The 26,239-nt window shown below is 36.1% G+C and carries 30 protein-coding genes; 24 read left to right on the top strand and 6 right to left on the bottom strand.

Translation table 11 applies throughout. The features are described from left to right. Positions 1-200 precede the first annotated feature (200 nt). The gene (locus ACSVDH_RS16750) at positions 201-1,256 is read left to right on the top strand and encodes a M14 family zinc carboxypeptidase (protein ID WP_439251555.1); all 1,056 of its coding nucleotides are present in this window, start codon (positions 201-203) and stop codon (positions 1,254-1,256) included. A gap of 151 nt (positions 1,257-1,407) precedes the next feature. Further along, entirely contained in the window at positions 1,408-1,599 is a 192-nt protein-coding gene (locus ACSVDH_RS16745) for a YbxH family protein (RefSeq protein WP_439251402.1), read from the top strand. Positions 1,600-1,686: 87 nt separating this feature from the next. Here ACSVDH_RS16745 and ACSVDH_RS16740 read toward each other — a convergent pair whose 3' ends face one another. Further along, complete coding sequence (locus ACSVDH_RS16740) at positions 1,687-1,860, bottom strand: hypothetical protein (RefSeq protein ID WP_299089962.1); 174 nt, start codon at positions 1,858-1,860, stop codon at positions 1,687-1,689. 193 nt (positions 1,861-2,053) lie between these two features. Between ACSVDH_RS16740 and ACSVDH_RS16735 the strand changes: the two genes are divergently transcribed. From ACSVDH_RS16735 to ACSVDH_RS16690, 10 genes are all read left to right on the top strand, one after another. Next, complete coding sequence (locus ACSVDH_RS16735; protein WP_439251401.1) at positions 2,054-3,229, top strand: GntR family transcriptional regulator; 1,176 nt, start codon at positions 2,054-2,056, stop codon at positions 3,227-3,229. Positions 3,230-3,420: 191 nt separating this feature from the next. Then, positions 3,421-4,596 carry a GntR family transcriptional regulator gene (locus ACSVDH_RS16730; RefSeq protein ID WP_439251400.1) on the top strand — a complete coding sequence of 392 codons (1,176 nt, stop codon included), beginning with the start codon at positions 3,421-3,423 and terminating at the stop codon, positions 4,594-4,596. A gap of 576 nt (positions 4,597-5,172) precedes the next feature. Further along, on the top strand, positions 5,173-6,489 hold the full coding sequence (locus ACSVDH_RS16725) for an ABC transporter substrate-binding protein (RefSeq protein WP_439251399.1): 1,317 nt from the start codon (positions 5,173-5,175) through the stop codon (positions 6,487-6,489). Between the two features lie 74 nt (positions 6,490-6,563). Next, a complete protein-coding gene (locus ACSVDH_RS16720; protein ID WP_299089951.1) occupies positions 6,564-7,502 on the top strand; it encodes a carbohydrate ABC transporter permease in 939 nt (312 codons plus the stop codon). 16 nt (positions 7,503-7,518) lie between these two features. Further along, a complete protein-coding gene (locus tag ACSVDH_RS16715) occupies positions 7,519-8,352 on the top strand; it encodes a carbohydrate ABC transporter permease (protein WP_299089948.1) in 834 nt (277 codons plus the stop codon). Between the two features lie 39 nt (positions 8,353-8,391). After that, the gene (locus ACSVDH_RS16710; RefSeq protein WP_439251398.1) at positions 8,392-9,270 is read left to right on the top strand and encodes a sugar phosphate isomerase/epimerase family protein; all 879 of its coding nucleotides are present in this window, start codon (positions 8,392-8,394) and stop codon (positions 9,268-9,270) included. 22 nt (positions 9,271-9,292) lie between these two features. Beyond that, on the top strand, positions 9,293-10,399 hold the full coding sequence (locus tag ACSVDH_RS16705; RefSeq protein WP_439251397.1) for a Gfo/Idh/MocA family protein: 1,107 nt from the start codon (positions 9,293-9,295) through the stop codon (positions 10,397-10,399). Positions 10,400-10,459: 60 nt separating this feature from the next. Further along, positions 10,460-11,434 (top strand): Gfo/Idh/MocA family protein, encoded by a 975-nt coding sequence (locus tag ACSVDH_RS16700; protein WP_439251396.1) that lies wholly within the window; start codon positions 10,460-10,462, stop codon positions 11,432-11,434. A gap of 24 nt (positions 11,435-11,458) precedes the next feature. Further along, positions 11,459-12,556, top strand: coding sequence for a Gfo/Idh/MocA family protein (locus ACSVDH_RS16695; protein WP_439251395.1), 1,098 nt, complete (start codon positions 11,459-11,461; stop codon positions 12,554-12,556). Between the two features lie 280 nt (positions 12,557-12,836). Next, a complete protein-coding gene (locus tag ACSVDH_RS16690) occupies positions 12,837-13,871 on the top strand; it encodes a phosphotransferase (RefSeq protein ID WP_439251394.1) in 1,035 nt (344 codons plus the stop codon). A gap of 52 nt (positions 13,872-13,923) precedes the next feature. Here the strand turns inward: ACSVDH_RS16690 and ACSVDH_RS16685 are convergent, their stop codons facing one another. Both ACSVDH_RS16685 and ACSVDH_RS16680 read right to left on the bottom strand, forming a co-directional pair. Continuing rightward, a complete protein-coding gene (locus tag ACSVDH_RS16685; RefSeq protein WP_439251393.1) occupies positions 13,924-14,142 on the bottom strand; it encodes a hypothetical protein in 219 nt (72 codons plus the stop codon). Positions 14,143-14,237: 95 nt separating this feature from the next. Continuing rightward, positions 14,238-14,423, bottom strand: coding sequence for a hypothetical protein (locus tag ACSVDH_RS16680; protein WP_299089931.1), 186 nt, complete (start codon positions 14,421-14,423; stop codon positions 14,238-14,240). A gap of 453 nt (positions 14,424-14,876) precedes the next feature. Here ACSVDH_RS16680 and ACSVDH_RS16675 point away from each other — a divergent pair, with 453 nt between their 5' ends. From ACSVDH_RS16675 to ACSVDH_RS16660, 4 genes are all read left to right on the top strand, one after another. Continuing rightward, positions 14,877-16,091, top strand: a complete 1,215-nt coding sequence (locus tag ACSVDH_RS16675; RefSeq protein WP_439251392.1) for an MFS transporter — start codon at positions 14,877-14,879, stop codon at positions 16,089-16,091. Between the two features lie 316 nt (positions 16,092-16,407). Continuing rightward, positions 16,408-16,821 carry a VOC family protein gene (locus ACSVDH_RS16670; RefSeq protein WP_439251391.1) on the top strand — a complete coding sequence of 138 codons (414 nt, stop codon included), beginning with the start codon at positions 16,408-16,410 and terminating at the stop codon, positions 16,819-16,821. Between the two features lie 37 nt (positions 16,822-16,858). After that, positions 16,859-17,404, top strand: coding sequence for a histidine phosphatase family protein (locus tag ACSVDH_RS16665; protein WP_439251390.1), 546 nt, complete (start codon positions 16,859-16,861; stop codon positions 17,402-17,404). A gap of 198 nt (positions 17,405-17,602) precedes the next feature. Then, positions 17,603-18,058, top strand: coding sequence for a hypothetical protein (locus tag ACSVDH_RS16660; protein WP_439251389.1), 456 nt, complete (start codon positions 17,603-17,605; stop codon positions 18,056-18,058). Between the two features lie 107 nt (positions 18,059-18,165). On the opposite strand, the gene ACSVDH_RS16655 is transcribed toward ACSVDH_RS16660, so the two are convergent. Next, positions 18,166-18,675, bottom strand: coding sequence for a CBO0543 family protein (locus tag ACSVDH_RS16655; RefSeq protein ID WP_439251388.1), 510 nt, complete (start codon positions 18,673-18,675; stop codon positions 18,166-18,168). A gap of 549 nt (positions 18,676-19,224) precedes the next feature. After that, entirely contained in the window at positions 19,225-19,395 is a 171-nt protein-coding gene (locus ACSVDH_RS16650) for a hypothetical protein (RefSeq protein WP_439251387.1), read from the bottom strand. Between the two features lie 416 nt (positions 19,396-19,811). Here ACSVDH_RS16650 and ACSVDH_RS16645 point away from each other — a divergent pair, with 416 nt between their 5' ends. The 5 genes from ACSVDH_RS16645 to ACSVDH_RS16625 all read left to right on the top strand — a co-directional run bounded on the left by ACSVDH_RS16645 (position 19,812) and on the right by ACSVDH_RS16625 (position 23,363). Further along, positions 19,812-20,129, top strand: coding sequence for a hypothetical protein (locus tag ACSVDH_RS16645; protein WP_439251386.1), 318 nt, complete (start codon positions 19,812-19,814; stop codon positions 20,127-20,129). 137 nt (positions 20,130-20,266) lie between these two features. After that, positions 20,267-20,464: a hypothetical protein gene (locus ACSVDH_RS16640; RefSeq protein WP_299089915.1), complete on the top strand. Its 198-nt coding sequence runs from the start codon at positions 20,267-20,269 to the stop codon at positions 20,462-20,464. A 368-nt stretch (positions 20,465-20,832) separates the two neighbouring features. Next, positions 20,833-21,285, top strand: coding sequence for a GNAT family N-acetyltransferase (locus tag ACSVDH_RS16635; protein ID WP_439251385.1), 453 nt, complete (start codon positions 20,833-20,835; stop codon positions 21,283-21,285). 77 nt (positions 21,286-21,362) lie between these two features. Next, positions 21,363-22,004, top strand: a complete 642-nt coding sequence (locus tag ACSVDH_RS16630) for a DUF421 domain-containing protein (protein WP_439251384.1) — start codon at positions 21,363-21,365, stop codon at positions 22,002-22,004. A 249-nt stretch (positions 22,005-22,253) separates the two neighbouring features. Continuing rightward, complete coding sequence (locus ACSVDH_RS16625) at positions 22,254-23,363, top strand: DUF3626 domain-containing protein (RefSeq protein ID WP_439251554.1); 1,110 nt, start codon at positions 22,254-22,256, stop codon at positions 23,361-23,363. 139 nt (positions 23,364-23,502) lie between these two features. On the opposite strand, the gene ACSVDH_RS16620 is transcribed toward ACSVDH_RS16625, so the two are convergent. Next, entirely contained in the window at positions 23,503-24,402 is a 900-nt protein-coding gene (locus ACSVDH_RS16620) for an iron-hydroxamate ABC transporter substrate-binding protein (protein WP_439251383.1), read from the bottom strand. Between ACSVDH_RS16620 and ACSVDH_RS16615 the strand changes: the two genes are divergently transcribed. The 3 genes from ACSVDH_RS16615 to ACSVDH_RS16605 all read left to right on the top strand — a co-directional run bounded on the left by ACSVDH_RS16615 (position 24,374) and on the right by ACSVDH_RS16605 (position 26,200). Then, a complete protein-coding gene (locus tag ACSVDH_RS16615; protein ID WP_439251553.1) occupies positions 24,374-24,454 on the top strand; it encodes a hypothetical protein in 81 nt (26 codons plus the stop codon). The genes ACSVDH_RS16620 and ACSVDH_RS16615 overlap by 29 nt on opposite strands. A gap of 377 nt (positions 24,455-24,831) precedes the next feature. Then, complete coding sequence (locus ACSVDH_RS16610; RefSeq protein WP_439251382.1) at positions 24,832-25,365, top strand: DUF4309 domain-containing protein; 534 nt, start codon at positions 24,832-24,834, stop codon at positions 25,363-25,365. A gap of 154 nt (positions 25,366-25,519) precedes the next feature. Continuing rightward, positions 25,520-26,200: an HAD family hydrolase gene (locus tag ACSVDH_RS16605; protein WP_439251381.1), complete on the top strand. Its 681-nt coding sequence runs from the start codon at positions 25,520-25,522 to the stop codon at positions 26,198-26,200. The last annotated feature ends 39 nt before the right edge of the window (positions 26,201-26,239 follow it).

Below are 26,239 nucleotides of genomic sequence, written 5' to 3'. Positions count from 1 at the left end.
CGTAGTCTTTATGAATCATCCGTAATCACTATTTCCTATAAACTTACAATTTATGTAAAAAAACAATCCTACCTTCACATATTTCGGATATCGAAATATGTCTAAACAATAGGTAGCCTACTCTATTAATTCTATCAACGTGAACCAGTAAGATAGAATGGTAACTAAGTTGTAGCGAAGGGGAGGAATTGTAAGTGAGTATGAAAAAGAAAGTTTTGTCTATTTCATTATCTAGTTTAATGGCAATAGGGGGAGTTACAGCTGTTTCAATTCCAGCAAACGCAGTAGGCAATGGGCCAAACACGGGGAATGGTTCTATTCAAACATCGAATTTACATACATATGAAAGCATGGTTGATTATTTGAAAACACAGGATTCTAAGCAAGCTGCGATGGAGCTTGAAGTCATCGGTAAAACGGTTAAAGGCCGTGATATTTACATGTCCAAATACTTATCAAACCCTGACAATCCAACGGTTTTATTTTTAACCCAGCAACATGGCAACGAGCAGCTAACGACTGAAGGGGCGCTTGAATTTATTAAACACTTAGGCACGAACAAACTTAAAGATGTCCTGGATCATGTAAATGTGCTCGTAATCCCAATGCTAAATGCTGATGGTGCAATGGGTGATGTTAACTTCTCACTTGATAACTATTTAGCTGACGGTGACCGTCACTTAACTCGATATAATGCAAATGAAGTTGATTTAAATCGTGAACATGATAAACCTGTCAGCGAAATGGAGGCAGAAGCAAGAGCACTTCATGAAAATGTGTTTGCGAAGTATGATATTGATTATATGATTGATTTACATCATCAAGGAACACGCAGTGAAACAGACGGCGAGCTCGTATCAGGCTCAATCCTCCATCCAACAAATTCGCAGGTGAAACCAGAAGTATTAGAAGGCTCTAAAAAGCTGGGGGCAATAGTATACAACGCCATTGAAGTTACAGGCTGGGGCCATATTGGAAAATACAACGGAGGGAATGGCGCCAATATCGGTCGTAATGGAGCAGCAATACGATATGATATCTCAACATTACTTTTTGAGATGCGCGGAATGTCAGATCATTATATTGAGTCCTATGCACTTGGTCAAAAAAGCAATGGTTATTTAATTAAACAAACGATTACGACTTTAGAGACAGCTGTAAAAGCAATTGCAGACGGCTCAATTGAAACGGCTGATACAAGCTTCTGGGATACTCTCCCGACGCAAACAAATAGAGCAGAAGAGGAAGACGAATAAAAGTGAGACTTCCATCAGTGGGAGATATACTCCCCGTTAATATGAGATAAAAAACTGCATCTCCTTTTTTGTCGGGGATGCGGTTTTTTTAACGGCTTTTAAGAAATAGTAAGGAGGTAAACAATTAGCCTGACAAGGAGCTGAGAAAAAAATGGGCGCTGTTGAAAGAAATGGCTACCGATTTGAACCCGAATATAGTGTGATTAATCAAAACGGTGCAATTCATGTATTAAATCAAGGAAAGTATATTGAGGAAATAAAATTCACATTTTCTGGAGAGTATCCGGAGTTGGATCAAATAGAACAGATCATTGATAAGTATTGCGAGCAGCGGGGAATTTAAATTCCCCAATTTAAAAAAGGAGGGATGGCTCCTGAGTTACCCGAAATAAAAAAGAGTGAACAACAATAGAATTCACTCTTAACAACATTATTGGCTATGGCTCTTTGTTGTCGTACTACTTGGACCTTCAGCATTATTATATGGCTCACCATAGCCCTCAAGATGATCAGCATGCTTTATATGATACTCTGATCCCGACCCTTTTTCTTTCTTCATTGAACCCATTTGTGGCATATTTTGATCATTATTTTGCTTAGACAACATTTTCACCTCCTAAACAAATATTAGAATGCTTAGATTTAGTTAAATTATACAAGAAGCCATCGATAACTTTCCTTTGCTGATGAAGTAGGACATTTGACTGGTTACGTAAAGCTAATTACTTGTTCTGTCTGTTTTAGGATGTTATATTTTATATAATATATATAACAACCAGAAAAAGGTGAACCTAAAGATGAATACTCCTTTATATGAAAAAATATACGAACACATCATAAAACAAATAAAGCAAGGACTTTTAAGGCAAGGTGACCGTGTACCTTCAGAAAAAGACTTAGCTGATGAATTTCAAGTAAGCAGAATCACCTCAAAAAAAGCGTTAGATTTACTTGCACAAAACAACATCATTGAACGGATTAGAGGAAAAGGCTCATTTGTTGCTAAACAGGAGAGTGTATTAAGGGAATTACCCTTAACAGAAGAAGAAAGGCATGAAAACAAAAGAACGAGTAAACTAATCGCTTTAATGATCCCGGATTTCGATAATGCCTTTGGATTAAATCTTGTTAAAACAATTGAAAAAGTTTGCCTGCAAAATAATTGCAGCTTGATTATCCGCCGGACACGAGGACATATAAAAGAAGAGGAGAATGCCATCAAAGACCTTGTAAAATTGTGTGTAGACGGAATGATCATTTTTCCTGTTCACGGAGAACATTATAATACAGAATTATTAAGGTTGGTCTTAATGGATTTTCCACTAGTATTAGTTGATCGATATTTAAAGGGAATTCCAGCTAGTTCAGTTTGTACTAATAATCAGGCAGCATGTGAAGAATTAACAAATTATCTTTTCACTCTGGGTCATACGAATATCGCCTTTTTGTCACCATCTCCAAGTGGAACATCTACGATTGAAGAAAGACTCCAAGGCTTTCATATTGCTTACACGAAGCGCGGGTTAAAATTAAATCCGAACTTTCTATTGCTTGATTTGATTAGTTCCTTGCCGCAACACATTGAAGATGGACAGGGGAACTCCAAACTAGAAATAGATTTTCTAGCCATTAAACATTTCATAGAAAAACATTCTTCCGTTACGGCCTTTATTGTCAGTGAATATTCATTGGCAGTAACACTTAAGTATGTATTAGAAAAGCAAGGAAAAAAAATTCCTGAGGATTATTCCATTGTCTGCTTTGATTGTCCTGAAAATCGCTTAGAGGAACCGGCTTTTACCCATATCCGTCAACACGAGGAAGAAATGGGGGAGATAGCGGTTCATATGTTAATGAAGCAACTAAAGGGAGAAAAAATCCCTAAGCATACTGTGATCAATTACACTTTAGTTGTAGGGAAATCGACAACCTCTAAATCATTTGCAGAGAATGTGAAACAATTCATTGAATAGGATTGTTTTTTGTTAAGCTGGAACTAGTATGGCCATTATTATTTTTCCGATTTCAGCATAACTTTGAGAAAAGCAAGCTCCAATAGATGTCTGCAGTTATTGTCATCAAATATTTTAAATTTGAATAGTTGTCAAAGCACGGTTTAGTTGTTATATTAAATATAACAATTTAAACTTTGTAAGGAGCTAAAATGAGCCAATTATATAAGAAAATATACCTTGATATTTTAGAAGAAATTAAAAATGGAACATTAAAAACCGGTGACAAAATCCCCTCGGAAAATGAACTAGCTGAAAAGTTCAATGTAAGCCGAATTACAACAAAAAAAGCATTAGATATGTTAGCGCAGAGGAATATTATCGAGCGTTACCGAGGAAAAGGGTCCTTCGTTTCCGAAATGAACCAAGCTATTATTCAATCAACAGTAGAAAAAGAGAATCATTTATTACTAGCTGATTCAAGTTCCAAACAGGATTTAGTCGGTTTTATTCTTCCGGGATTTGGCAATGATTACGGCTCAATATTACTTGATTCAATTGAGAAATATTGCTCAAAACAAAATCTATTGATGGTCATGAAGCAAACATTAGGAAAATCAGAACTGGAAGAAGAAGCGATCAGTTCATTAGTAAGGCTTGGTGTTAAAGGATTAATCTTTTGTCCTTCTCCGGGAAAGCATTATAACAATGCCTTATTAAGACTTGTAATCGATAATTATCCGCTAGTTTTAGTAGATCGATATTTAACAGGCATACCATCAAGCTCAGTTTGCATTAATAATAAAATGGCTTCTATTGAATTAACAAATTATATGCTAGAACTCGGGCATGAGCATATTGGCTATCTATCACCTTCAACAGATGGAACATCCTCCCTGGAAGATAGACTGATGGGTTTCCATGTCGCAATGGCTGAAAAGGGTGTAAGAATAAAACCAGATACGGTCTTGTTGAATATTGAGAGTACCAAACACCACCATTCAAATTTAAAATTTGAAAAGCTGAAAGTTGATGAAAAAGATAGAAGTGAGATTCGTCGTTTAATTGAGAATAACCCTGAAGTCACGGCATTTATAACAAGTGAATATTTAGTCGCTGTTTTACTCTATGAAGTGCTGGTTTCATTAGGTAAGAAGGTACCTGAAGATTATTCTATCGCATGCTTTGATTCTCCAACCGATATTATCGACAAACCATTTTTCACACATATATGGCAAGACGAAGAAAAAATGGGTTGCCTTGCAGTTGATATATTAATTAAACATATTCGTGAAAATGATACACCGCCTATTCACTCAGAGGTAGGATTTAAGCTCATACATGGCAGATCTACGCAAAAGAGAGTAATAAAAACTAAGCAAGTTTAAATGGGCCAAATAAAACAAAGGGTCAATCCCCCTAAAAAACACAATATATAGAAAAAAATGAAGTTTAGGTTTCTATATTTGTGTATGTTTGGAGAGGGACAGTCCCTTTTTTATTTTGTCATCTACTACCAAATGAACAGGATACTATTTTGGAGAGAAATATACATATATTTGTTATATTATAATTATACATATAATTTGTAACCCTAAAATATTTTAAAAAATTAGAAAAATATTATTGACATGTTTTATTTCACATTGATATACTAATCTTGTAAATATTAAGTTGTTATAACATTTGATATATTTGTAGATTTTATATGAATAATTGATATGAAAATATACATGATTAGGCACTAAATCTTTCATAACATTTTAATACAGATTACATCTCGCACACAATCATGGTGCAAAAATATTTTACAACTTGTTGTAAGCGTATTCATACAAAGGGGTAAAATCATACCTAAACAGGTTTGATTTACATATATAAAGTTTTTAAATAAGGGGGATGGCTATCAGTTATTTATTTAGAAAGTGATAAAAAATTTTCAAACTAAGGGGAGGTAAGGTCTTATGAAATGTAGGGGTAAAAAGGTTGGTATTTTCACATTAGCGATTTTTCTCATATTAAGTATCGTATTGTCTGCTTGTTCTTCAAAGGAATCAGGTTCTTCAGACGGAGGCGGAGATGGAAAAGGACAGACACAAATCACTTTCTGGCATGGAGCCACTGACATTGGATTACAAGCACTGAAGAAAATGGTAGCTGCATTTGAAGAAAAACATCCTGATATTAAAGTTAAAATGGTCTATACCGAGGCTAGTGAAGGAGCAGACCAAAAGCTGTTAACTGCTGTTGCTGGTGGAAACCCGCCTGATGTTGCGCTTTTTGACAGATTTAAAATTGGTTCATGGGCTGCACAAGAAGCTTTGACTGATATTACAGATATGGCTAAAGCTGACGGTATAACGGAGGACCTTTATTATCCATATGCTTGGAAGGAAGCAAATTACAAGGATCGTTTATATGGACTACCATATACAACAGATTCACGTATGCTTTACTACAATAAAGACCACTTTAAGGAAGCTGGATTAGATCCAGAAAATCCTCCTAAAACAATTGAAGAATTGGAAGCAGCTGCAGAAAAGTTAACGAAAAAAGAAGGCAAGCGTTTTAAACAAATTGGATTTATTCCATGGTATGGTCAAGGTTGGCTTTATGGTTGGGGATGGAGCTTTGGAGGAAATTTCTATAATGAAGAAACTGGTGAAGTAACAGCAAATGATCCGAAGGTAGTTGAAGCATTAACATGGATGGCGAAGGTTGCCCAAAAATTTGGTGTAGAGGATATTGCAGGGTTTGAAAGTTCTGCAGGTTCCGGAGCAATGGATCCATTCATTTCAGGACAAATCAGTATGAAAGTTGATGGAAACTGGACGATTTCGGCGATTGAAAAATACAAGCCTGACTTAAATTATGGTGTAACTCCAATCCCAACACCAACTGGAACTGACTTTACAACTTGGTCTGGCGGACATGCTGTTGTTATACCGAAAGGTGCAAAAAATGAGGAAGCAGCTTGGGAATTCGTTAAGTTCTTTGGTACGGAAGAAGGACAAGAGGTATACTTCTCTGAACTTCCTGGTGACCTTTCTGTTATCCCGGCAGTTAATGAGAAATTAGGCCGTGGAGAGAATGAAAAATTAAAGCCGTTTATTGATATCTTACCGAATTCACATAGTAGACCGGTAATCCCTGAAGGTCAATTATTGTGGAATGAAATTGTCGATGCAAGAGAAAAAACAGTAAGAGGAAATGGAACTGCACAAGAAAACCTTGATAAAGCGACAGAAACAGTAAATAAAGCCCTCGAGAAGTATAAATAAATGTTTCGGGGTGACTCGGGCGAGAGCTATTTTGAGTCACCCTCCTTACTTAACTAGTTGAAAGGGGGATCTATATGGCGGAAGTAACGAAACAAACTCGCCTTCAGGAACCTGTTGTTGTGAAGAAAAAGAAATTATCGAACAATTCAAATCTTCACGGATGGCTTTTTGCTTCACCTTGGATTATCGGTTTTACAGTGTTTTTTGCTTTTCCGCTTATTGCTTCAATCTATTTCAGTTTTACAACGTATAGCATCCTGCAACCTGGGGAATTCGTTGGTTTTAAAAATTACCAAGATCTTTTCAAGGATGATTTATTCTGGAAATCAATTTATAATACCGTTTATTTCACAGTATTATTCGTTCCATTAAGTATTATATTCGGTGTCGCGTTAGCAATGATGTTGAATATGAAAATAAAAGGAATGGCTATTTACCGGACAATTTTCTTTTTACCGACACTCGTACCGCATGTAGCTTTAGCGGTTTTGTGGATGTGGCTATTAAATCCTGGTTTTGGTCTTATAAACGGGATGCTTGATATGATTGGTATTCAAGGACCAAACTGGCTTGGAAGTGAATTATGGTCAAAACCTTCCCTCATTTTAATGTCACTTTGGGGAATTGGTCAATCGGTGATTATTTATCTTGCTGGACTAGGCGATATTCCAGAGGAACTCTATGAGGCAGCTGAGGTTGATGGTGCAAATTGGTGGCAGAAAACTAGAAACGTAACATTGCCATTACTGACTCCAGTTATTTTCTTTAACTTGGTCATGGGTGCAATCGGGGCATTCCAACAGTTTACCTTGCCGTACACAATGACCCAGGGGCAAGGAACTCCAGCCAATTCATTAACGTTTTATGTCATGCATCTTTATGATAATGCATTTAAATTTTTCCAAATGGGATATGCTTCAGCAATGGCATGGATCCTTTTCGTTATTGTTATGGCCCTAACCGCTGTAATCTTTATTACTTCTAACCGTTGGGTTCATTACCAAGGGAAGTAGAAAGGAGTCAGATGAAATGAGTGCAAAAGGGAAGATTAAATTTCAGAAAACCTTGTCACATTTATGCTTAATTATCGCATCGTGCTTCTTTATTATTCCATTTATCTGGATGGTATCAACATCCTTGAAACCTATTACTCAAGTATTTTCTTACCCGCCGGAATGGATTCCGAAACCGTTTCAGTGGTCAAATTATTTGGATGCAATGGAATATATCCCGTTTTTTACTTATTTAAACAATACGGTTGTGATTACGCTAGTAAGTACACTTGGTGTTGTTCTAACATGTCCCCTGGTAGCTTACAGCTTTGCGAAGTTGGAATGGAAGGGACGTAATGTATTTTTTTTCATTACCATTGCGGTCATGATGATTCCTGGTCAGGTAACGATGATTCCATTATTTTTGATCTTTAACAAAATGGGATGGGTCGGAACACCGCTTCCTTTAATTGTACCTGCCTTTTTCGGCGTACCCTTTTACATCTTTTTATTACGTCAATTCTTCTTAGGGCTGCCGAATGATTTAAGGGATGCGGCTAAAATTGACGGAGCTAGCGAATTTCGAATTTATTGGCAAATTATGCTTCCATTGGCAAATCCTGCCGTTCTAGCCGTAGGGTTATTCCAATTCATGGGCAGCTGGACAGATTTTATCGGTCCATTACTCTACTTAACAGATGAAACCCAATATACATTGTCATTAGGACTTCAGCAATTCCAAACGCAAATGGGGACTGAGTGGGGATTAATGATGGCTGTATCAACAATGATGACACTACCAATTATTATCTTGTTTTTCTTTCTACAAAAAACGTTTATTCAAGGAATCACGTTTAGTGGAATTAAATAGTTTTATAAAAATATATGATTATAGCAGGAGGTTGTTGGCATGACGAAGAAAATAGGTATGAGAATTCCACCAAAAATTGGTGCTGACGGAATTGAATCCGTAGCAAAGTGGGCTTCTAGCATTGGCATTGATGTCATTGATGTCCCTTATTATAACGAAGAAGTGAAAGCGGTCCTTGAGGCAAACGGACTTGAAGTAGGTTCGATTGATGGTGTTGGAGCTGTTGGACAAACGAAGCTTTTAAATAAAGATAAGGATGCACGGACAGAAGCTGTGGAAGCGCTTAAAAACCAAATAACAGAAATCTCTCGTCTAGGCGGGAAAGTGATGTTTATATGTCTTGTTCCTGAGGATATCACGATGTCACGCAAAGATGCTTTTGAAATTTGGAAAGAAACGTTTCCTAGTATTGTCGAACATGCAGAACAAGAAGGGATTTATCTTGCATTAGAAGGTTGGCCGGGACCTGCGCCATACTATCCAACTTTGGGCAGTACACCTGAAATGTTAAGAGCCATGTTTGATGCGATCCCTTCGAGACATTTTGGGATTAACTATGACCCATCACATTTAGTTAGACTTGGGATTGATTATCTAAGAGTCATGAGTGATTTTGGCGACAGAATTAATTACTGTCATGGCAAAGACACCGAAATTTTATTTGATGAGCAATATGAATGCGGTAACATTGCTGCCACCTTTGGCGTTCACTATGATTTTTCAGAAGGGCCTTGGAGATATACAATTCCGGGACAAGGGGATGTTAATTGGGCGAAAGTAGCTGTTCGTTTGGAAAAGATCGGTTATGAAGGACCAATTAGTATTGAATTGGAAGATCATCGTTATTGGGGTTCCTTGGAGAAGGAACAGCAAGGAATTATAAAAGCTAAAGAACATCTTGAAATTTACTTTAAATAAAGAAATCTAGGAGGAAATGAAAATGACAAGAACAGTAAAGGTAGCCATTATCGGGTGTGGAGGAATCGCAAACGGTAAGCATATGCCAAGCTTATCAAAATTAAAACATGTTCAACTAGCAGCATTCTGTGACATTTTAGTAGAAAGAGCAGAAAAAGCGGCGGCTGAATACGGTACACCAGATGCAAAGGTATATGACGATTACCGCGATCTTCTTCAAGATAAAACAATTGAGGTAGTGCATGTCCTTACGCCAAATGATTCCCATGCAGAAATTTCTGTAGCGGCGCTTGATTCAGGTAAGCATGTAATGTGTGAAAAGCCAATGGCAAAAACATCTGCTGAAGCAAAAGCAATGCTAGAGGCTGCAAAACGTTCTGGTAAAAAGCTGACAATCGGTTATAACAATCGCTTCCGTCCAGATAGCCAGCATTTACATAAAGTATGTGAACGCGGAGATTTAGGTGAAATTTATTATGCGAAGGCACATGCGATTCGCCGCCGTGCAGTTCCGACATGGGGCGTATTCTTAGATGAAGAAAAACAAGGCGGTGGACCATTGATTGATATTGGAACACATGCACTTGATTTGACCTTGTGGATGATGAATAACTATAAGCCTAAATCTGTTATGGGTTCGACATACCATAAATTAAGCCAAAAGAAAAATGCAGCAAATGCATGGGGACCGTGGGATCCTGAAAAGTTTACTGTTGAAGATTCTGCATTTGGCTTTATCACAATGGAAAATGGCGCAACGATTGTGTTGGAATCAAGCTGGGCATTAAATTCTTTGGATGTGGATGAAGCAAAATGCTCACTTAGCGGAACAGAGGGTGGCGCTGATATGAAGGATGGACTGAGAATCAATGGTGAAAGCTTCGGTAAGCTTTACACGACAAAAGTTGATCTTGGACCAGGCGGAGTGGCCTTTTACGATGGAAAGGCAGAATCAGATGCAGATTTAGAAGCCCGCCTTTGGATTGATAATATCATTCATGACACAGAGCCTGTCGTAAAACCTGAACAAGCTTTTGTTGTTACACAAATTTTAGAAGCAATCTATGAATCTGCTAAAACAGGTAAAGCTGTTTATTTTGAAGAACAATCCTCTTTCGTTACAAATTAATAAAAGTTTGTTTCGCTTCCAATCTGCATGTCGGAAAAGAATGTTAACGGGGTGATCGAGATGTTAAGAATAAGGTTAGGTATTATTGGCACAGGCGGCATTTCTCACTTGCATGTGAAACAATTAGGTGAAATCGAACATGCTGATATTGTTGCAGTAGCTGATCCGAATGAGAACAATCGGAAGACGTTAATTGAGAAATTTCACCTTGAAGGTGTTAAAGAGTTTGATAGCCATCAAGACATGCTTGAGAATATCCCGATGGATGCGGTGTTAATTTGCTCACCGCATACCCTTCATTATCAGCATGTAGTTGATAGCATCAACCATGGTTGTCATGTTCTGATTGAAAAGCCGATGGCCTGTTCATTAAAAGAAGCAGAAGAGCTTATCGAGTTAGCGAAGGAAGCAAACAAGCTGCTCCAAGTATCCTACCAAAGACATTTTGAACCGGCTTTCCTTTATATACGCGAAGCAATTGCTAACGGCAAAATTGGCAAGCTTACATCAATCACTGCTTCTTTATATCAAGATTGGAAACATTTAACAAAGGGGACTTGGCGGCAAAATCCTTCGTTATCAGGTGGAGGCATGCTGATGGATTCAGGCAGTCATATTGTTGATGTTCTTTTATGGACGACAGGCTTAAAAGCTCTTGAAGTTGAAGCGAAAATGGAGCTGCATCAAACACCTGTCGAGCAGGATTCATTTACCGCAATCCGCTTTGAACATAATGTAGTTGCTGGACTGAATATTATCGGAAATGCCCCATGCTGGCATGAAACCTATGTTTTTTGCGGGGAAAATGGAGCAATTTTCTATGATAATGGGAAGATTACGCTCAGGCTTTTAGGTCAAGAAGCGATTGAACCTGAGCTCCCAATGCAAACAACTAATTCGGATAAAAGCTTTATTGAGGCCATTTTAGGTAATCAAGAAGTAATGGTCCCAGGGGAATTTGCAAAAGAAGTCGTAACATTAACTGAAAGAATTTATCAAGCGGCAGGCTATCAACCGATCAATACTGTTAGCTGACCGAAAAGAAAGCAGGGAAAGTAGATGTCTAATACAATCAATATCGGTATTATTGGCAGCGGTGGAATTGCCGCTGCCCATGCAAGAGCCTATAAGCAAATGCCGGATGTAAGAATTGTCGCTGTAGCCGATGTCATTCCGGGCAAGGCAGAGCAATTTATTGAACAGCTTGAATTAAAAGAAGCAAAGGGATTTGATGATCACCTGGAGCTATTAAAAATGGATATTGATGGAGTCAGTATTTGTACACCAAATGTTGCCCATCACAACACAAGCATTGATTCTCTGTTTGCTGGGAAAAACGTGCTTGTTGAAAAGCCAATGGCTGTTACCTTAGATCAAGCAATTGAGATGGTTGAAGCTTCACAAAAGTCGAATAAGATCCTTTCAGTTGGTTTTCAACCAAGGTATGATCCGAATATGCAGGCAGTAAAAGAGATTGTTCAATCTGGCCAATTAGGGAATGTTTATTATGTTCAAACCGGCGGGGGACGCCGACGCGGGATGCCAGGTGGAACATTTATTAATAAACGATTAGCAGGAGCAGGAGCTATGGCGGATATCGGTTGCTATTCACTGGATCTTGCCTTAAATGCGCTTGGCTATCCTAAGCCACTTACTGTATCAGCTTATACGTCTAACCATTTTGGAACAAATCCGCTCTATCATCCTGAAGCGAATAAGTTTGAGGTAGAAGATTTTGGAGTGGCGATGGTCCGATTAGAAGGCGGCATCGTGTTGAATTTCAAAATATCATGGGCAATGCATATGGACTCTCTTGGACCTACGATCTTCCTTGGAACTGACGCCGGCTTAAAACTAACTCCTGCAGGCAGCGGTCCTTGGAGCGGTGTATGGGATGGGGGAATCGGTTCAATCAGCCTATTCCATGATATAAAAGGCCATCATGCTGAATCAACGATTCCTGTACAAAATCATCAGCTAAATATTTTCTATGAAAAAGTTCGCGACTTTGTTGTGGCAATTAAGGAAGGAAAACCTGCGCCAATCCCTGGGGAACAAATTGTCATTAACCAAGCGATTATCGATGGCATCTTACGCTCATCTGAACAAGGCAGTGAGGTAAAAATTGAGATTCCTGAGTTTAGTATAAGTTCTTAAAAAGAAAGCAGGAATTAATATTTCGTCCAGAAAATAAGTCAGGATGTTTAAAATCTTATTGAGGCTGTTATACTAGCAGCCTTTTTCTTCGTTCACGAAAATATAAAATTCTTGAACTGTAGATAAGCGTTTTGACATCCAGCTCCTGCGCCTAGCCCCTCTAGGGTCTAGCCAAATTGGAATTGAAGGCAAAAAACGCCTTCTATTCCAATTCGGCTTATTTGCCCTAGGCTGATCAAGGCGCTTTCGCTTTTGTTCGTTTTTATAGGGGGGAGGCAATATGAAAAGAGATAACTCCGGGATTAATACTGAAACCCTTATACAAATAATAGAAGAAGCTTACCCAATTGGGAAAATAAATGGGTTTCATTTCATTCCAAAAGGAGAGGGAGGGTATGGTTACCATATTAAAGCTAAGAGCGGGAAAAGCTTTTTTGCAAAAGTTGAAAAAATGGATGATAGTAATTATCTTTCATTTGCATTATCAGTTGTTTCTACTCTTTGCCATCAATATGGTAAGAAGTATGTAGTAGCGCCAATCCGCACATGCAGCGGGAAAGAGTTGTTAAAAATAAACGATAATGCCATTTCGCTCTTCCCATACATTAACGGTAGCTCCATTTATGATCAAAAAAATTTTAACTTTTATTTAGAACCGATTTCTAGGCTGATGGCAGATTTACATTCAATAAACTGTAGAGTATTTGAACAACTCCCAATAGAACAATTTGAAAATCCTTTTGAGGGAACAATTCGCAAGCTTTTACAAATATCAGCACATCATGATCTTAGGAAAAATGATTATAAGGAAAAAACAGCTTTATTATTTATGAACGAAAGAGATGATTTACTAAAAGTCCTACAGAAAATGAAAACAATGCAAATGAAATTTTCTGCATTACCAGGAGAGCTTGTGATGACGCATGGTGATGCTAATTTTGCAAATATATTACGTGATTACGATGAGAAATTATTTATCATTGATTGGGGAGAAATCAAAATAGCGCCTGTAGAACGAGACCTTATGAACTTTATTGAAGTTGATGGGGAACCAGTTGATTTTAAACGCTTTTTAACAAGTTATCTTATGCAACGTCCTCATACAATCATAGATGAGGGAATATTCGAATTTTATTTTTATCGCTGGTGTCTGCAGGAGATTGCAGATTATGGAAGTCGTATATTGCTTTTGAACAATTCAGAGGAAGATATGAAGGAGAGTTGGAAAGAGCTCCAACCATATTTGCCAATTTCACATCAATTGATTCAGAGTCGGGTGGCAGAAATAAAAAGAATCATTAGGATGTATTTTTAATTATTTAAATAGAAAAACGCACATAGAAAGCTCATGTGCGTTTTTCAATGCATTATCGTTTTTTCTTTTTTACCTGTTCTAAACTAAGTTTATTTTTATTTACAATTTCTAATTGAAGCTGTACAAAAAATTTGTTTTCATCTACCTGTGTAACATTTACAACTTTACCTTTTCGGCCTTTAATTTTTAATTCCTCACCATCAGTTGGAACACGTCTAAGAAGCTGACTTAATAAAAGATTTTTGTTCTCAAAAAAATAAACAGCAAACATGTTTTCCTCACCTATTTCTTTTGATATATGATTAATTAAAACTTATGTTTTTAAAAAAGAAGAGCACCCATATAGAGTGCCTTCCTAATACGTATTTACTTACTAAATAAACCTTTTACGCCATGATAAAGTAAGACGAGTGAGAAGACTAAAACAGTTAATATGCCGAGAATATTAGTAAATGGTGAAACGCTTTCGAGAAATGAGCCAGCTAAAGGAACTTTAATAAGTGCAAAACCTGATAAAATCGTAGCAAGGAATAAGAAAATCCGATTATCCATTGGTTTCTCCTCCTTCCTATGAGATTGATACATTATATGTCACGAGTATGACAAATATGTCGTTAAAGTAAATATAGGAAAAATATTAAATTGAAGGATAGTCCAGAAAATACCATCTTTAAAAATCACAATTTTCTTCAAAGACGTGGGAAGATCATTTTTTTATTGAATCAGCTTGTTAAACCTGTTAGTATAATATCAAAATAATATTTTTACCTTTAATACGGTCCAGAGAGGCCGAAAAGGGTGGCAAATGAAAACTAATTTATGGATTCATGTATGTCTTATTATGCCCTTTTGTCCTCTGTGACCAAAGGGATTTTTAAGTTTATTAATAAGTACCTCTTTTAATCAGAGTCCCGTGAGGCTTGAAAAGAGAATGGATGAATTCAAACTCCATTCCTTCAAAGTAAAAAGAGATATGACAAGATTACAACGGAGGGTGGAACTACAATGAATTATCGTAAAAAAACAGTCGTTGCATCTGTAGCAGGTTTAACATTGGAAGGCATGGACATCATGTTTATCTCATTTGCGATGTCAATGATTATATCCGAATTTAACATTGATTTAGCTACTGGCGGTTTTATTTCTTCCATTACGAATATTGGAATGCTAATTGGTGGTGTATTATTCGGAATTTTAGCTGATAAATTTGGGAGAGTACGAATTTTCACCTATACTATTATTTTGTTTGCAATTGGAACAGCCTTAACTGGATTAGCTACAAATATTGAACAGGTTTACTTATATCGATTCATTGCCGGCTTAGGTGCTGGTGGAGAATATGGCATCGGGATGGCGCTTGTTGCAGAGGCGTGGCCAAAGAATAAACAAGGAAGAGTTTCTTCATATGTAAGTGTCGGTGCACAATATGGCGTTATTCTTGCAGCCTTGCTTAGTGCGATGATCCTTCCTTTATTCGGTTGGCGAGCATTATTCTTTGTTGGTGTCCTACCCGTCATTTTTGCTTATCTTGTACGCAAAAACTTAGATGAATCACCGGAATGGGTAGCTGCTCAAAAAGAAAAGAAAGTTGAAAGCAAAAAAGAGAAAGGTAAACTGCTGCAGTTATTTGAAACACCAAGAATTGCTTTTACAACATTATCTTTAGCGATTATGGCAACTGTGCAGATCGCAGGTTACAATGGATTGATGATCTGGCTGCCATCCATGCTGCAACAATCACAAGGATTGTCGGTTTCCGGTTCAGCGCTTTGGACAATCAGTACAGCTGTTGGAATGATTATCGGAATGCTGACCTTTGGACAATTTATGGATCGATTTGGTGCAAAACGGTCATACGGAATATTTCTTCTTGCTTCAGCATCAGCAGTATTTTTATATTCGTTTGCTGAAGGAAGTGCAGGTGTCTTAATCGGCGGTGCGATCGTTGGCTTCTTCTCTAACGGAATGTTTGCTGGATATGGTGCATTAATCAGCAGTTTTTATCCTGTTAAAATTCGCAGCACCGCAACGAATACAATTTTTAATTTTGGTAGAGCCGTTGGCGGCCTTTCGCCAATTCTTGTCGGATATATTCTGCAAAGCTATGATATGACAATCGCCATGACTTATTTAGCAGCATTATACTGCGTATCCTTTATTGCAATGCTAAGTCTTAAAGAAAAGAACAAGCATGCTTCTTTAGAAAAACGTTCAGCTTAATATATTTAGTAAAAAGTGTTACCGTAAAAATGGTAACACTTTTTTTCTGACGAACAAAGAATAGCTGTAGAATGTACTAATTAGCTATGTTTCTAGTAAATAAGTTAGAGAATTTTGACCCAACAATTGTTCATATGGTAATATATAGAAAAATAGTAAAGGATTTATATGGGGACCATTGTTTCTATCATTACATACCTCAATGGTTGAGACAAAGAATCGAATTTTGCTTAAATGATGATTTACAGCCATAATTTAAGAAATTCAACTGAATCAGTAAAAAATATAAATACATAGCTTTTATATGGAGGTAAAAATGGAACCGAGAATTACAGTGATTACGTTAGGTGTAGATGATTTGAAAAGGTCTTTAACATTTTATCGTGACGGACTAGGTTTGCCGACAAAAGGAATCGAAGGCGAAGAATTTGAGCACGGTGCTGTTGCCTTTTTCGATCTGCAGTCGGGTTTAAAGCTTGCAATATGGAATCGAAAGGATATTTCTCATGAAGCAAAAATACCTTTGACAGCTCCAAGCGCGACCGAATTTACAATTGGTCACAATGTAGACAGTAAAGAAGAAGTCGATTTGGTCATGGAGAAAGCTAAACAAGCTGGTGCTGTCATCACAGATCCTGCACATGAAACCTTTTGGGGAGGCTATTCCGGACATTTTCAAGATCCTGATGGTCATTTATGGGAAGTAGTTTGGAACCCGCATTGGACATAAAGGTTCGTGTTTACGATTTAATAATGGAGTGGTTTAGGTGAAAATCATTTATCTTGTAAGACATTGTGAAGCTAATGGACAGGAAGCCGATGCAGACCTTACAGTCCGCGGTTTTAATCAAGCAATTGAACTATCTAACTTTTTCTCTGATTTCACGGTTGAGCGGATTATATCGAGTCCATATAAGCGTGCGATGAAAACTGTTCAGCCGCTTGCTGAGCGATTAAAGATAGAAATTGAGAGTAATAGTAATTTGTCAGAACGTATTTTAAGCACGAGTAATCTTCCAGATTGGTATGATAAACTGAGAATAACTTTTGAAGATCTCGAGGTGAAGTATGATGGCGGTGAGTCAAGTCAAGAAGCTATGCAGCGAATCTTAGAGGTCATCGAAGAAGTTTTTCAAAGTGATTTTGAACATACAGTGATAGTGACTCATGGCAATCTTTTATCATTGCTGTTACATCATTATAATAAAGAGTTCGGATTTGACGGATGGAAAAATCTTAGTAATCCTGATGTCTTTCTGTTAAAAAAAGAGAATAACCAGGTAATATACGACCGAATATGGAATCAAAAGTGAAAAAGAAAGACCATGAAAAACAATAAATCAATGAGTAAAGGAAGGCAAAAAGCCTTCCTTTTACATTTTTTGGTACTTGTTGTTTGAAGATAATTTCTTTTCTTTTTGGGAAAGTTAACCTCAGATGGTTTTTAACTAGGACTAGGAGGATCGTTGGATGGAGATAAATAATGAAACTTGGCAAAGGACTAATGGAAAGTGGCGAACCCATTAGAAGCGTTATTATGGAGCATTGCATTTCCTGGATTTGGTCAATTTCTCAACGGAAAAATGATAAAGGGAATTATTTTATTGATCCTGGAATTATTTATTAATGCCCAGGCGAATTTTAACAGTGTTATTATTTACAGTTTTCAAGGGGAAATTGAGGAATCAATTCTACAAGCTGATTATCAATGGTTAATGTTTTATCCTTGTTTATATTTCTATTCGCTGTGGGATGCATGGAAGGATGCAGGCGGAGGAAAACAAGCGTATTCTTTTTTACCTTTTGTATTTGCAGCTTACTTTGTAACCGTTGGATGTATTTATTCATCGAAGCTGCACTTTTTCGGAATCCTGTTTGGCCCAGTCTGGCTTCCGATGTTGAGTTTGATACCAGGCTTAGTGATCGGATTTATTTTAATGAAATATTTAGTGAAAAAGAAAACTTAATTGAATTTTAAACATTTGTCTGTCACACCCTGATCACTTTAAGGATTAGAAGATTGGCAGTTTGTTTTATAAACACACAAAAAGGTGGGAATGTTGTTTCTCACCTATTATTTTTGATCTTTTAGTTCAGCAAATCTGTTTCTTGTACCAAGGTAATGAGCAATAAGATACATGATATATTGAATAATAAATGAATAAAAGTAGTTCCATTTTACAGGGTCATATATTCCAATTCCCTTTACAATTGGTAAAGCAATCAAAGAAAATACAGCAAAAGCAAAGGCCTTAAGGAATGGATTAATCTTTGGCTTAATTTGCAAAATAAACATCACCGTGATAGGCAAAATAGCAAAACTAAAGGGGGTGTAGGTTGGCACAATCGGAATAACTTCATAATCATACTTCCATAATCCAAAAAACGTCCCTACATAGTCCAAAGTTGAAGAGGCTAATGCAACAAAGAGTCCAGCATAATGAAGTCTATCAGCACTTTTTCGTTTTCTAAATTTAAACCAAAGGATATAAGGCACAATGATCAGTATAACACCTAACCACCAATGGTAGGTAAATAATGTTTTATCAACCCAAGCCTGGATGGTTTCTTCATTTAAATTCATATTTTTTTATAAAACTCAGAAAATGTATCAAATATCATATGAGTACCTCGTACCTGTTTTACCATTAAAATGAACTTTAAATAGCAATAATATTCATTTATTGAAAAAAAAAGGTTTAATTAAAAGAAAAAAGTTATTATACAGATCTTTAAGAAAACGAATGATGATACTGTTTTAAACAAAAATGATAAAACAAGTTTTTTTAAAGGGGGACGCATAGATTTTTTCCAGAATAATACAAGGTATACCCTACATAAAGTTTGATAAAGGCAAAACATATGGGTAAGGTGAATGATATTAAATAAGATCTAAAAACTAGCTTCCAAAAAGGGGCTGATAGTTTGTATAGAAATAAACATAAACACGTAATCATGTTATTGAGTTTTTTGTTACTTATCATTTTTATCGTTAATATAGTTCTTTACGTTAAAATTCACATCGTATATACATCAGGAATCGGACCATTTTTTCTAATTGGATTTATCATTTTGGCTATTGTGATTCTATATTTAAAAGGGTAGATCGCTTCAAAAAATGAAAACTACGGTGTCATCTAAAATAATAAACATGGTGTATCCCATGTTGACCAGGTACTGTAAAAGATGGCTGCCACCAAATATATGGAACAAGATGAGGATGATAACTAGAAGGGTAAAGATAATGGGCCATCTCATATCCAGGAAGACTCGGGATTTGTCCTGTAATGATTGTGTAACGCAAGTGTAACAGCTCCTTTTGTTAATGTTCTAGTTGATTTATAATGTATGTTATTTAGAGTTCTGACGATACTATGTATTTTTATACATTAATTGTTCCACCATCTGATGTCAGAATTTGAGTGGGTGAAAACAGGTTTGGCCAGTTTTAATTGGGATTAGTGATGAATGACGAGCCTGTTTCAAATTAATTATGAACTACATTTCCTTTTATATTTGTTGAAATTTTGGGAAGGATATGCTTAAAGAGCACAATGGAGGAAATTTCATGAAAATAAAAGTTATCTTATATGGTGTACTTTTCATATCTTGGGCTTCGCTACTTAAATTAGATAAATTTTCACTCAAACGATACTTGCCTGTCGGAACCTTAACGGCATTCATGTATACGATCTTGAGTGCAGTTAACGAGAAAGCAAAATGGTGGGTAGAAAAAACAGTATCTTACCTAAATTGCCTTCAAATTTTCCTTTTGCATTTGGACCATTTATTTTTTTACCCATTTGGCTTTTTAAATTTACATTAGGACGCTTTTGGCTCTATTTAGCCGCTAACATTGGTTTAGGTATCATATTTGCATATCCGCTTACAACTTTATTTGAAAAGCTAAATATTTATAAAATGAAAAATATGACTAGGATACAACTCTTTCTATTAAGTGTTTCATCATCAGTTATTCTTTATTTATACCAGCTATTCTTAGAAGATGCCCTGAAACCAGTAACAAATAAACAATAAAATGGAAAAATGACAACTAACTAAAAAAAACGTTCGACAACGACACCAATTTACAAATTTTTCACCTTTTTCACGGTATAGTAAATCTTGTCATAATTATGTTTGTTTTCTAGTATGGTAGGGGGAAAGAAATTGAAATGACTAGATTGTTAATGGAAAAAGAGATTGATGAAACAGTGGCTTATGTTGTAGATCGATTTTTAACAGCAGGAATAAAAGAGGATCAATTACTAGCAATAACACGTACAATGACATCTGATTTTGGCGTGAATTCCGAAGAAAAAGCTGAAAAATTAGTTAAGAATTACCTAACATCACTGGGATTGAATGAATAGTAGTATGAATTTCATCTTTTTATTTGGACAGGTCAGCTTGCCTGTTCTTTTTTATAGAAGAATTTATATATTTTCTTAACATAGCTTGCGTTTCTGAATCTAGCTCCAGGCGCCATCGGCGAAGCACAGGACTTGCAAGTGCAGTTAAGAGATAAGGCCGCCCTAGTTTTTAACCGCCTCTAGGGGCTAGTCAAACAGGAATTGAAGGTAAAGAACACCTTCTATTCTTGTTCGCCTTATGCTTGTCGCCGAATGCTTAGCGCCTTGCGCTTTTTTTTATATCTAAGCTTTGTTAGGGAGTACAAGAGTAAAAGATTCATGAAAAAGGTAAATCAATTGAAAGTAAAACTTCGATAGAGGAGATCCATATGAAAATCAGAAAACTAAATAGAGATGATAAAGCACCAATGAATTTGCTTTTAATGGCTGACCCTTCTCAAAACTTTGTTAACGAGTATGTGAATAGAGGAGAATGCTATATATCTGAAAAGGAAAATCATTTGATTGGGGTTTATGTGCTTCTTCCGACAAGACCAGAAACCGTCGAATTGGTAAACATCGCGGTTTTAGAAGAAGAGCAGGGAAAAGGGATTGGGAAACGATTAGTACTCCATGCAATACAAACATCCAAACAGAAAGGGTTCAAAACAATTGAAGTTGGTACTGGAAATTCAAGCATTGATCAACTGGCTCTTTATCAAAAGTGTGGGTTTAGAATAATTGGTATTGATAGAGATTTTTTCGTTAGACATTATCAAGAAGAAATATTCGAGAACGGTATCCAATGCAGGGATATGATCAGGCTTTCTCAAGATTTATGAACCAATCAAATGGATAAAAAAGGATAAGTTAGGAAAGATATCACCAAACTTCTTAAATGAAATGGTGGTATAAATTTATGGTATGGGATCTTATTTGGAAACCGATATTAATTGTTTTTGCAGGAACAGTCCTTTTAAGAATTGCAGGCAGGAAAACCATTTCACAAATGACATTGGCTGAAACTGTCATCATGATTGCGATTGGAACTTTACTTATTCAACCAGTAGCGGGGAAAAATATTTGGACAACTTTTTTAATTGGTGCTGTTCTTGTCGTTACATTATTAATTATGGAGTTTATTCAAATAAAATCTGACAAGTTCGAAAAAATGATTACAGGTAAAGCAAAGGTCGTCATTGAAAACGGAAATTTTGATGAAAAAAATTTGAGAAAACTTAGATTATCCGTTGACCAGCTTGAAATGAAGCTAAGACAAAATAGTGTTTCTAAAATAAGTGACGTAAAATGGGCAACACTAGAACCAAATGGTCAATTGGGTTTCGAATTAAAAGATGAAGCTAAGCCTGTAACAAAAAAAGACTTTGAAGATTTTAAACAAACAATCGTTAACTTGATACCCAGTAATGCACAACTTACACATATAAATGAAATTTTAAACCTGTTAAATAAACAGCATAAGCAAGAAAGTGAAGAGGATATTTTTGCAGAAGTTCAGTATAATGCACATAAAAAAGCTCCACCTAAGCATTTACAATAACTCAGCATATTTTAAACTGGATGGTGTCAAACCCGAATATCATATCTTTTTTAGACAACCTCCTTTTTTTGACTAACCAATACATAGAAAAAGGAGGTTGAGATTAGAAATATATATTTTTTATTATTGTAATTAGCGGCATGATAGTGAGATAGAAACAGTGAGGATTAAATATACTTATCTAGAATTCTCGTTTGATAAAACAGTATCTATTAAAAAATGCGTCATTCGATTTAAATTATAATGAAAATGAAAGGAGAGACTTTTCTGTTCAAGGAATTATCAAAGTCCCAACTTTTAGCAATCGAGCATATTACAAACTATGCAAGAAATAATAAGCAAGAAGCAAAATCAACCATTAACCACATACTTAAAATGTCTAATATCCCGCGAGAATTATTTGAAAATGCGGTGGTCAAATTAAAAAAACACGCAAGGATTGCTTTGCACTTTCATCCAGATCGACCTGATTCGACTATGAAAAGTGTTGCTGAGGCTCTACTCGAACAGGGAATATATAAGAGTCAATTTGAAACACTGTTATCAAATGGCAGTGTATCCGCTTACCCTGGAGGTGAACGAGACATTTGGGAGGAGGAAATTTTTGGCGGAGCCTATCAATTAGCGGGAACAACCAATAATCAAAGACCAAAATATGGAGCATTAAATGTCATGTTACATCCGGACGGACCTGCTCCTCGTTTTGGATCCTGCTATTTTCTCCTATCTCCTGAAACGTCATATCGTTCTACATTTACTTATTTGGATTCACACCAAAATCCAAAAGAAAAGGGAACTTTTGAAGAGTTTGACATCATTTTGGCTGCCTTATTTGAAGAGACGTTTTTAAGAGATTTTGCAATCGGTGAAATCAATTTAACACCAACTAGACTTATCAATCATATGCTTGTAAATCTTGAAAAACCATTTCCAGACCCAGCGAACAGAGATCCTAGCAGAAATCTTAATCATTACATCGAAGCCCAGGTTCATGGCGATATCTCCTTAAAAGAAGATGTGGAAATCTTAGTTGCAGATCCTTCATTCAAGGAAAATCAAATAGGGAAAATTTTAGAACAGTTATGCTTAAAGTATTCCATTGATCTTTATTGGCATAAGGGATTTGTTCTTAGCGTTGATGAGGTGCCGCTAGATTTTAGAGGTCCATCCATGCCATCTTTAGCAAGAAGAATTACAAGTAATAATTTTATCGATGCCAGCAAAATTGGAGCTGCAGTAATTGATTTAGCACGCAATCCAAAAAAATGGCGCGATCGTGGATCATATAAGGTAGTCATTCAGGAATTAAAGCTTTTGTGGCATGTGTTAGTGAAATATGGAAAACCGCTGCTTCCTTGAATGGGTAAAATCAGCTTTTGCAAAAACTATTTATAAAAGCAGAAATAAACAAATGAAAATAATTTGCTCCTCTTGAAATATAGGTACAGCACAAAATTTAAAGAAGGAATTCATATTCTACGAATTCCTTCTTTGGTGACTAATTGTCAAGTAATGATTTTTCAAAGATTTTCAAAAGGTACTCAAGAGTGATTGGATCACTGTAGGTCGATGCTTTAGTATTGATTTCAATTACACGACCGTTCTTTACTGCAGGTATGTTTTTCCATGTAGCGGTCTCCAAAAATGAATTATCACCATCTGGGTTTTTACTAAAGATGATATAATCTCCGGCAAACTCAGGAAGAACTTCTGAAGAGAATGTATAGACACCTGATTCAAGTGCAAGTTCTTTTACTTTTTCAGGCATTTTCAGTTTCATTGCTTGATACAATATTTCTGTTCCGCGTGCATAGTTATTTCCAAATACATAAAACTCCTTATCACCACTTTCAATCACAGAAACAGTTGCATCATTACCAATTTTTGCGCGAATCGCTTCTCCTGCGGTTTCTGCACGCGCTTTAAAATCAGTAACCCATTCTATTGCTTTCTTTTCTTTGTTTAAGAGTTTTCCGATTTCTATTTGCTGTGTTAAATAATCTAATTTTCCCCAAGTGTATACAACAGTAGGTGCGATTTCATTTAGTTTATCTAAGTTTTTCATGTGGGATCCTGCTATGATTAGGTCTGGTTCCAGTTCAATGATTTTTTCCAAGTCTTCCTCTGATACGACTTCGTCTCCCTTAAGTTTTTCTTGAAAAAGAGGATTCATATTAGTCCATTGATCAATGCCGACGATATTACCGCCTAAAGCTAATACATTAGGTCCATTGGTGAGCGCAACTATTCTTTGAGGGGCTGCAGGAACCTCAATAGGTCCGGTTTCAGATTGATATGTAACTGTTTCTGCTTCGCTCTTTGATGTATTATTTGCGTTCGTTGTCTCTTTGTTCCCGCAAGCACTTACAATAAGTACAACCAAAAGTAGAAAGGGCATGAATATTTTTTTCATTTTAATCTTCTCCTTTAATAATAGTGTTGTAGGTTAGAAAATAAAACAAGAATGATAACGCATATAACCAGTAATGATAATCATTTTCAATTATCCACATAAAACATATTAATAGTAATGATTATCATTGTCAATACGCATGTTTTAGCTTGTAAAAGCATGATTCTCCTTTTTAAATATCAGGAAAATCAATATTGGACATTTCCCATAAATAGGACATTTGGTTTTTTATTTAGTAAAAGAGACCTAACTTTTATTTTTTTTGCGACTTTTTCCGAAAAGAGATCGTTTTATATATGATTTGAAACAAACGAAAGGAGTGGTGATTCAAGTTTAAGTGATTTTGTTATCATCAGAGATAACTGTCTTCTAGGGAATTACATGAATAATTAATTGTAGAAAGGATGGATAATCTTGAAAAAAAGTAATCTTTTAATTCGAGGCTTTTCAATTTTAACATTGGTTTTCCTTTTATTTAGTGGGGCTGCTTTTGCTTCTGCTGCTTCAGAACCCTCTGAGACTTCCCCAGATCTGTTGATTCGGAAAATCATGGGGTTAGCCTATGAATCCCAGCAAACGATCAGCAGCGGCTCATTTTCTGTTGGGGATTCATTGAAAAAGGTTGAAAAAGAATGGGGTCCAGCAGAGGATTTAAGTACTGTTGCAGCCAATTATTGGAGCAAGAATATTCGGTTCCTTTATGACGGTTCAACAGGCAGAAAAACAATTACAGCCATCGATGATTTCGATCCACAGCTGACAACCATTCATTTAGCTGATGTTAAGGAATTGCTTGGGGAGCCTGTCAGCGAAAAAGAGCAAGAAGGAATGTATTATGTCACATACAGTGATAACGAAAATTATAAATTGACCTTTGTATTTGAAAGTGCTTGGGTTAACCCTAATCCAAACCTTTCATTATATACGCTCGAATCTGTAGAGAAATAATAATATCCAATGAGGAATCGTCTTAATCTTTGCTTGGGTTATGGCGGTTCTTTATTTTAATAAAAGCTAATTTAAGCTTTTATGATTCAGCGTGAAAAAAAGGATTTTGCTTAATAATCAAGAAAGAATCTTTAAAAAGGAGAGTGATTTTTAGATGATCAAAGCAGCACTATTTGATTTAGACGGAACGTTATTAAATAGAGATGAATCGGTAAATCTATTCATTAATCGGCAATATGAAAGATTACATAAACAGGTTGGCCACATACCTAAAGAGAAGTATGTTTCACGATTTATCGAAATCGAGGAACGCGGTTATGTCTGGAAGGATGAGGTATATAAACAATTAGTAAATGAATTTAAGATTGAAAAAATCACTTGGAAAGAATTACTTCAAGATTACATAGTTGAATTCAAGAATAACTGTGTACCCTTCCCGCATCTGAATGACATGCTGGAAAACTTGAAAAATAGTAATCTGCAATTAGGAATGATTACAAATGGCTTTGGACAATTTCAAATGGATAATATCTTGGCATTAGGTATTGAAAAATATTTTGATGTTATGTTAATTTCCGAGTGGGAGGGAAGGAAAAAGCCAGATCCACTTCTATTTAAAAAGGCATTAAATCAACTTTCTGTTCCACCACACGAAGCCATTTTTGTTGGTGATCATCCTGAAAACGATGTAAGGGGTGCTCAAAATGTTGGAATCAAAGGAATTTGGAAAAAAGATGTGCAATGGAATCATGTCGATACAGATTTAATTGTAGATGATTTAAATGAATTGCCAGCAATTATTAAACAGTTAAATTTCTCTCCTACTAAAATCTAACAAGATCTCAAAGGACTTTTATGCCACTTTTTGTTACTT

The sequence above is a fragment of the Metabacillus sp. Hm71 genome, from assembly GCF_051842955.2.
In the GTDB taxonomy this organism is placed as follows: domain Bacteria; phylum Bacillota; class Bacilli; order Bacillales; family Bacillaceae; genus Metabacillus.
This window is presented reverse-complemented; position numbering and strand designations above follow the sequence as displayed.

Coding starts and splice junctions, on each gene's coding strand:
- ACSVDH_RS16700 (WP_439251396.1), top strand. CDS start 10,460: ATGTTAAGAATAAGGTTAGGTATTATTGGCACAGGCGGCATTTCTCAC.
- ACSVDH_RS16725 (WP_439251399.1), top strand. CDS start 5,173: ATGAAATGTAGGGGTAAAAAGGTTGGTATTTTCACATTAGCGATTTTT.
- ACSVDH_RS16645 (WP_439251386.1), top strand. CDS start 19,812: ATGGTGGGTAGAAAAAACAGTATCTTACCTAAATTGCCTTCAAATTTT.
- ACSVDH_RS16735 (WP_439251401.1), top strand. CDS start 2,054: ATGAATACTCCTTTATATGAAAAAATATACGAACACATCATAAAACAA.
- ACSVDH_RS16715 (WP_299089948.1), top strand. CDS start 7,519: ATGAGTGCAAAAGGGAAGATTAAATTTCAGAAAACCTTGTCACATTTA.
- ACSVDH_RS16730 (WP_439251400.1), top strand. CDS start 3,421: ATGAGCCAATTATATAAGAAAATATACCTTGATATTTTAGAAGAAATT.
- ACSVDH_RS16675 (WP_439251392.1), top strand. CDS start 14,877: ATGAATTATCGTAAAAAAACAGTCGTTGCATCTGTAGCAGGTTTAACA.
- ACSVDH_RS16625 (WP_439251554.1), top strand. CDS start 22,254: ATGAAAGGAGAGACTTTTCTGTTCAAGGAATTATCAAAGTCCCAACTT.
- ACSVDH_RS16605 (WP_439251381.1), top strand. CDS start 25,520: ATGATCAAAGCAGCACTATTTGATTTAGACGGAACGTTATTAAATAGA.
- ACSVDH_RS16695 (WP_439251395.1), top strand. CDS start 11,459: ATGTCTAATACAATCAATATCGGTATTATTGGCAGCGGTGGAATTGCC.
- ACSVDH_RS16620 (WP_439251383.1), bottom strand. CDS start 24,402: ATGCCCTTTCTACTTTTGGTTGTACTTATTGTAAGTGCTTGCGGGAAC.
- ACSVDH_RS16720 (WP_299089951.1), top strand. CDS start 6,564: ATGGCGGAAGTAACGAAACAAACTCGCCTTCAGGAACCTGTTGTTGTG.
- ACSVDH_RS16670 (WP_439251391.1), top strand. CDS start 16,408: ATGGAACCGAGAATTACAGTGATTACGTTAGGTGTAGATGATTTGAAA.
- ACSVDH_RS16640 (WP_299089915.1), top strand. CDS start 20,267: ATGACTAGATTGTTAATGGAAAAAGAGATTGATGAAACAGTGGCTTAT.
- ACSVDH_RS16710 (WP_439251398.1), top strand. CDS start 8,392: ATGACGAAGAAAATAGGTATGAGAATTCCACCAAAAATTGGTGCTGAC.
- ACSVDH_RS16745 (WP_439251402.1), top strand. CDS start 1,408: ATGGGCGCTGTTGAAAGAAATGGCTACCGATTTGAACCCGAATATAGT.
- ACSVDH_RS16690 (WP_439251394.1), top strand. CDS start 12,837: ATGAAAAGAGATAACTCCGGGATTAATACTGAAACCCTTATACAAATA.
- ACSVDH_RS16680 (WP_299089931.1), bottom strand. CDS start 14,423: ATGGATAATCGGATTTTCTTATTCCTTGCTACGATTTTATCAGGTTTT.
- ACSVDH_RS16705 (WP_439251397.1), top strand. CDS start 9,293: ATGACAAGAACAGTAAAGGTAGCCATTATCGGGTGTGGAGGAATCGCA.
- ACSVDH_RS16685 (WP_439251393.1), bottom strand. CDS start 14,142: ATGTTTGCTGTTTATTTTTTTGAGAACAAAAATCTTTTATTAAGTCAG.
- ACSVDH_RS16630 (WP_439251384.1), top strand. CDS start 21,363: ATGGTATGGGATCTTATTTGGAAACCGATATTAATTGTTTTTGCAGGA.
- ACSVDH_RS16750 (WP_439251555.1), top strand. CDS start 201: ATGAAAAAGAAAGTTTTGTCTATTTCATTATCTAGTTTAATGGCAATA.
- ACSVDH_RS16635 (WP_439251385.1), top strand. CDS start 20,833: ATGAAAATCAGAAAACTAAATAGAGATGATAAAGCACCAATGAATTTG.
- ACSVDH_RS16655 (WP_439251388.1), bottom strand. CDS start 18,675: ATGAATTTAAATGAAGAAACCATCCAGGCTTGGGTTGATAAAACATTA.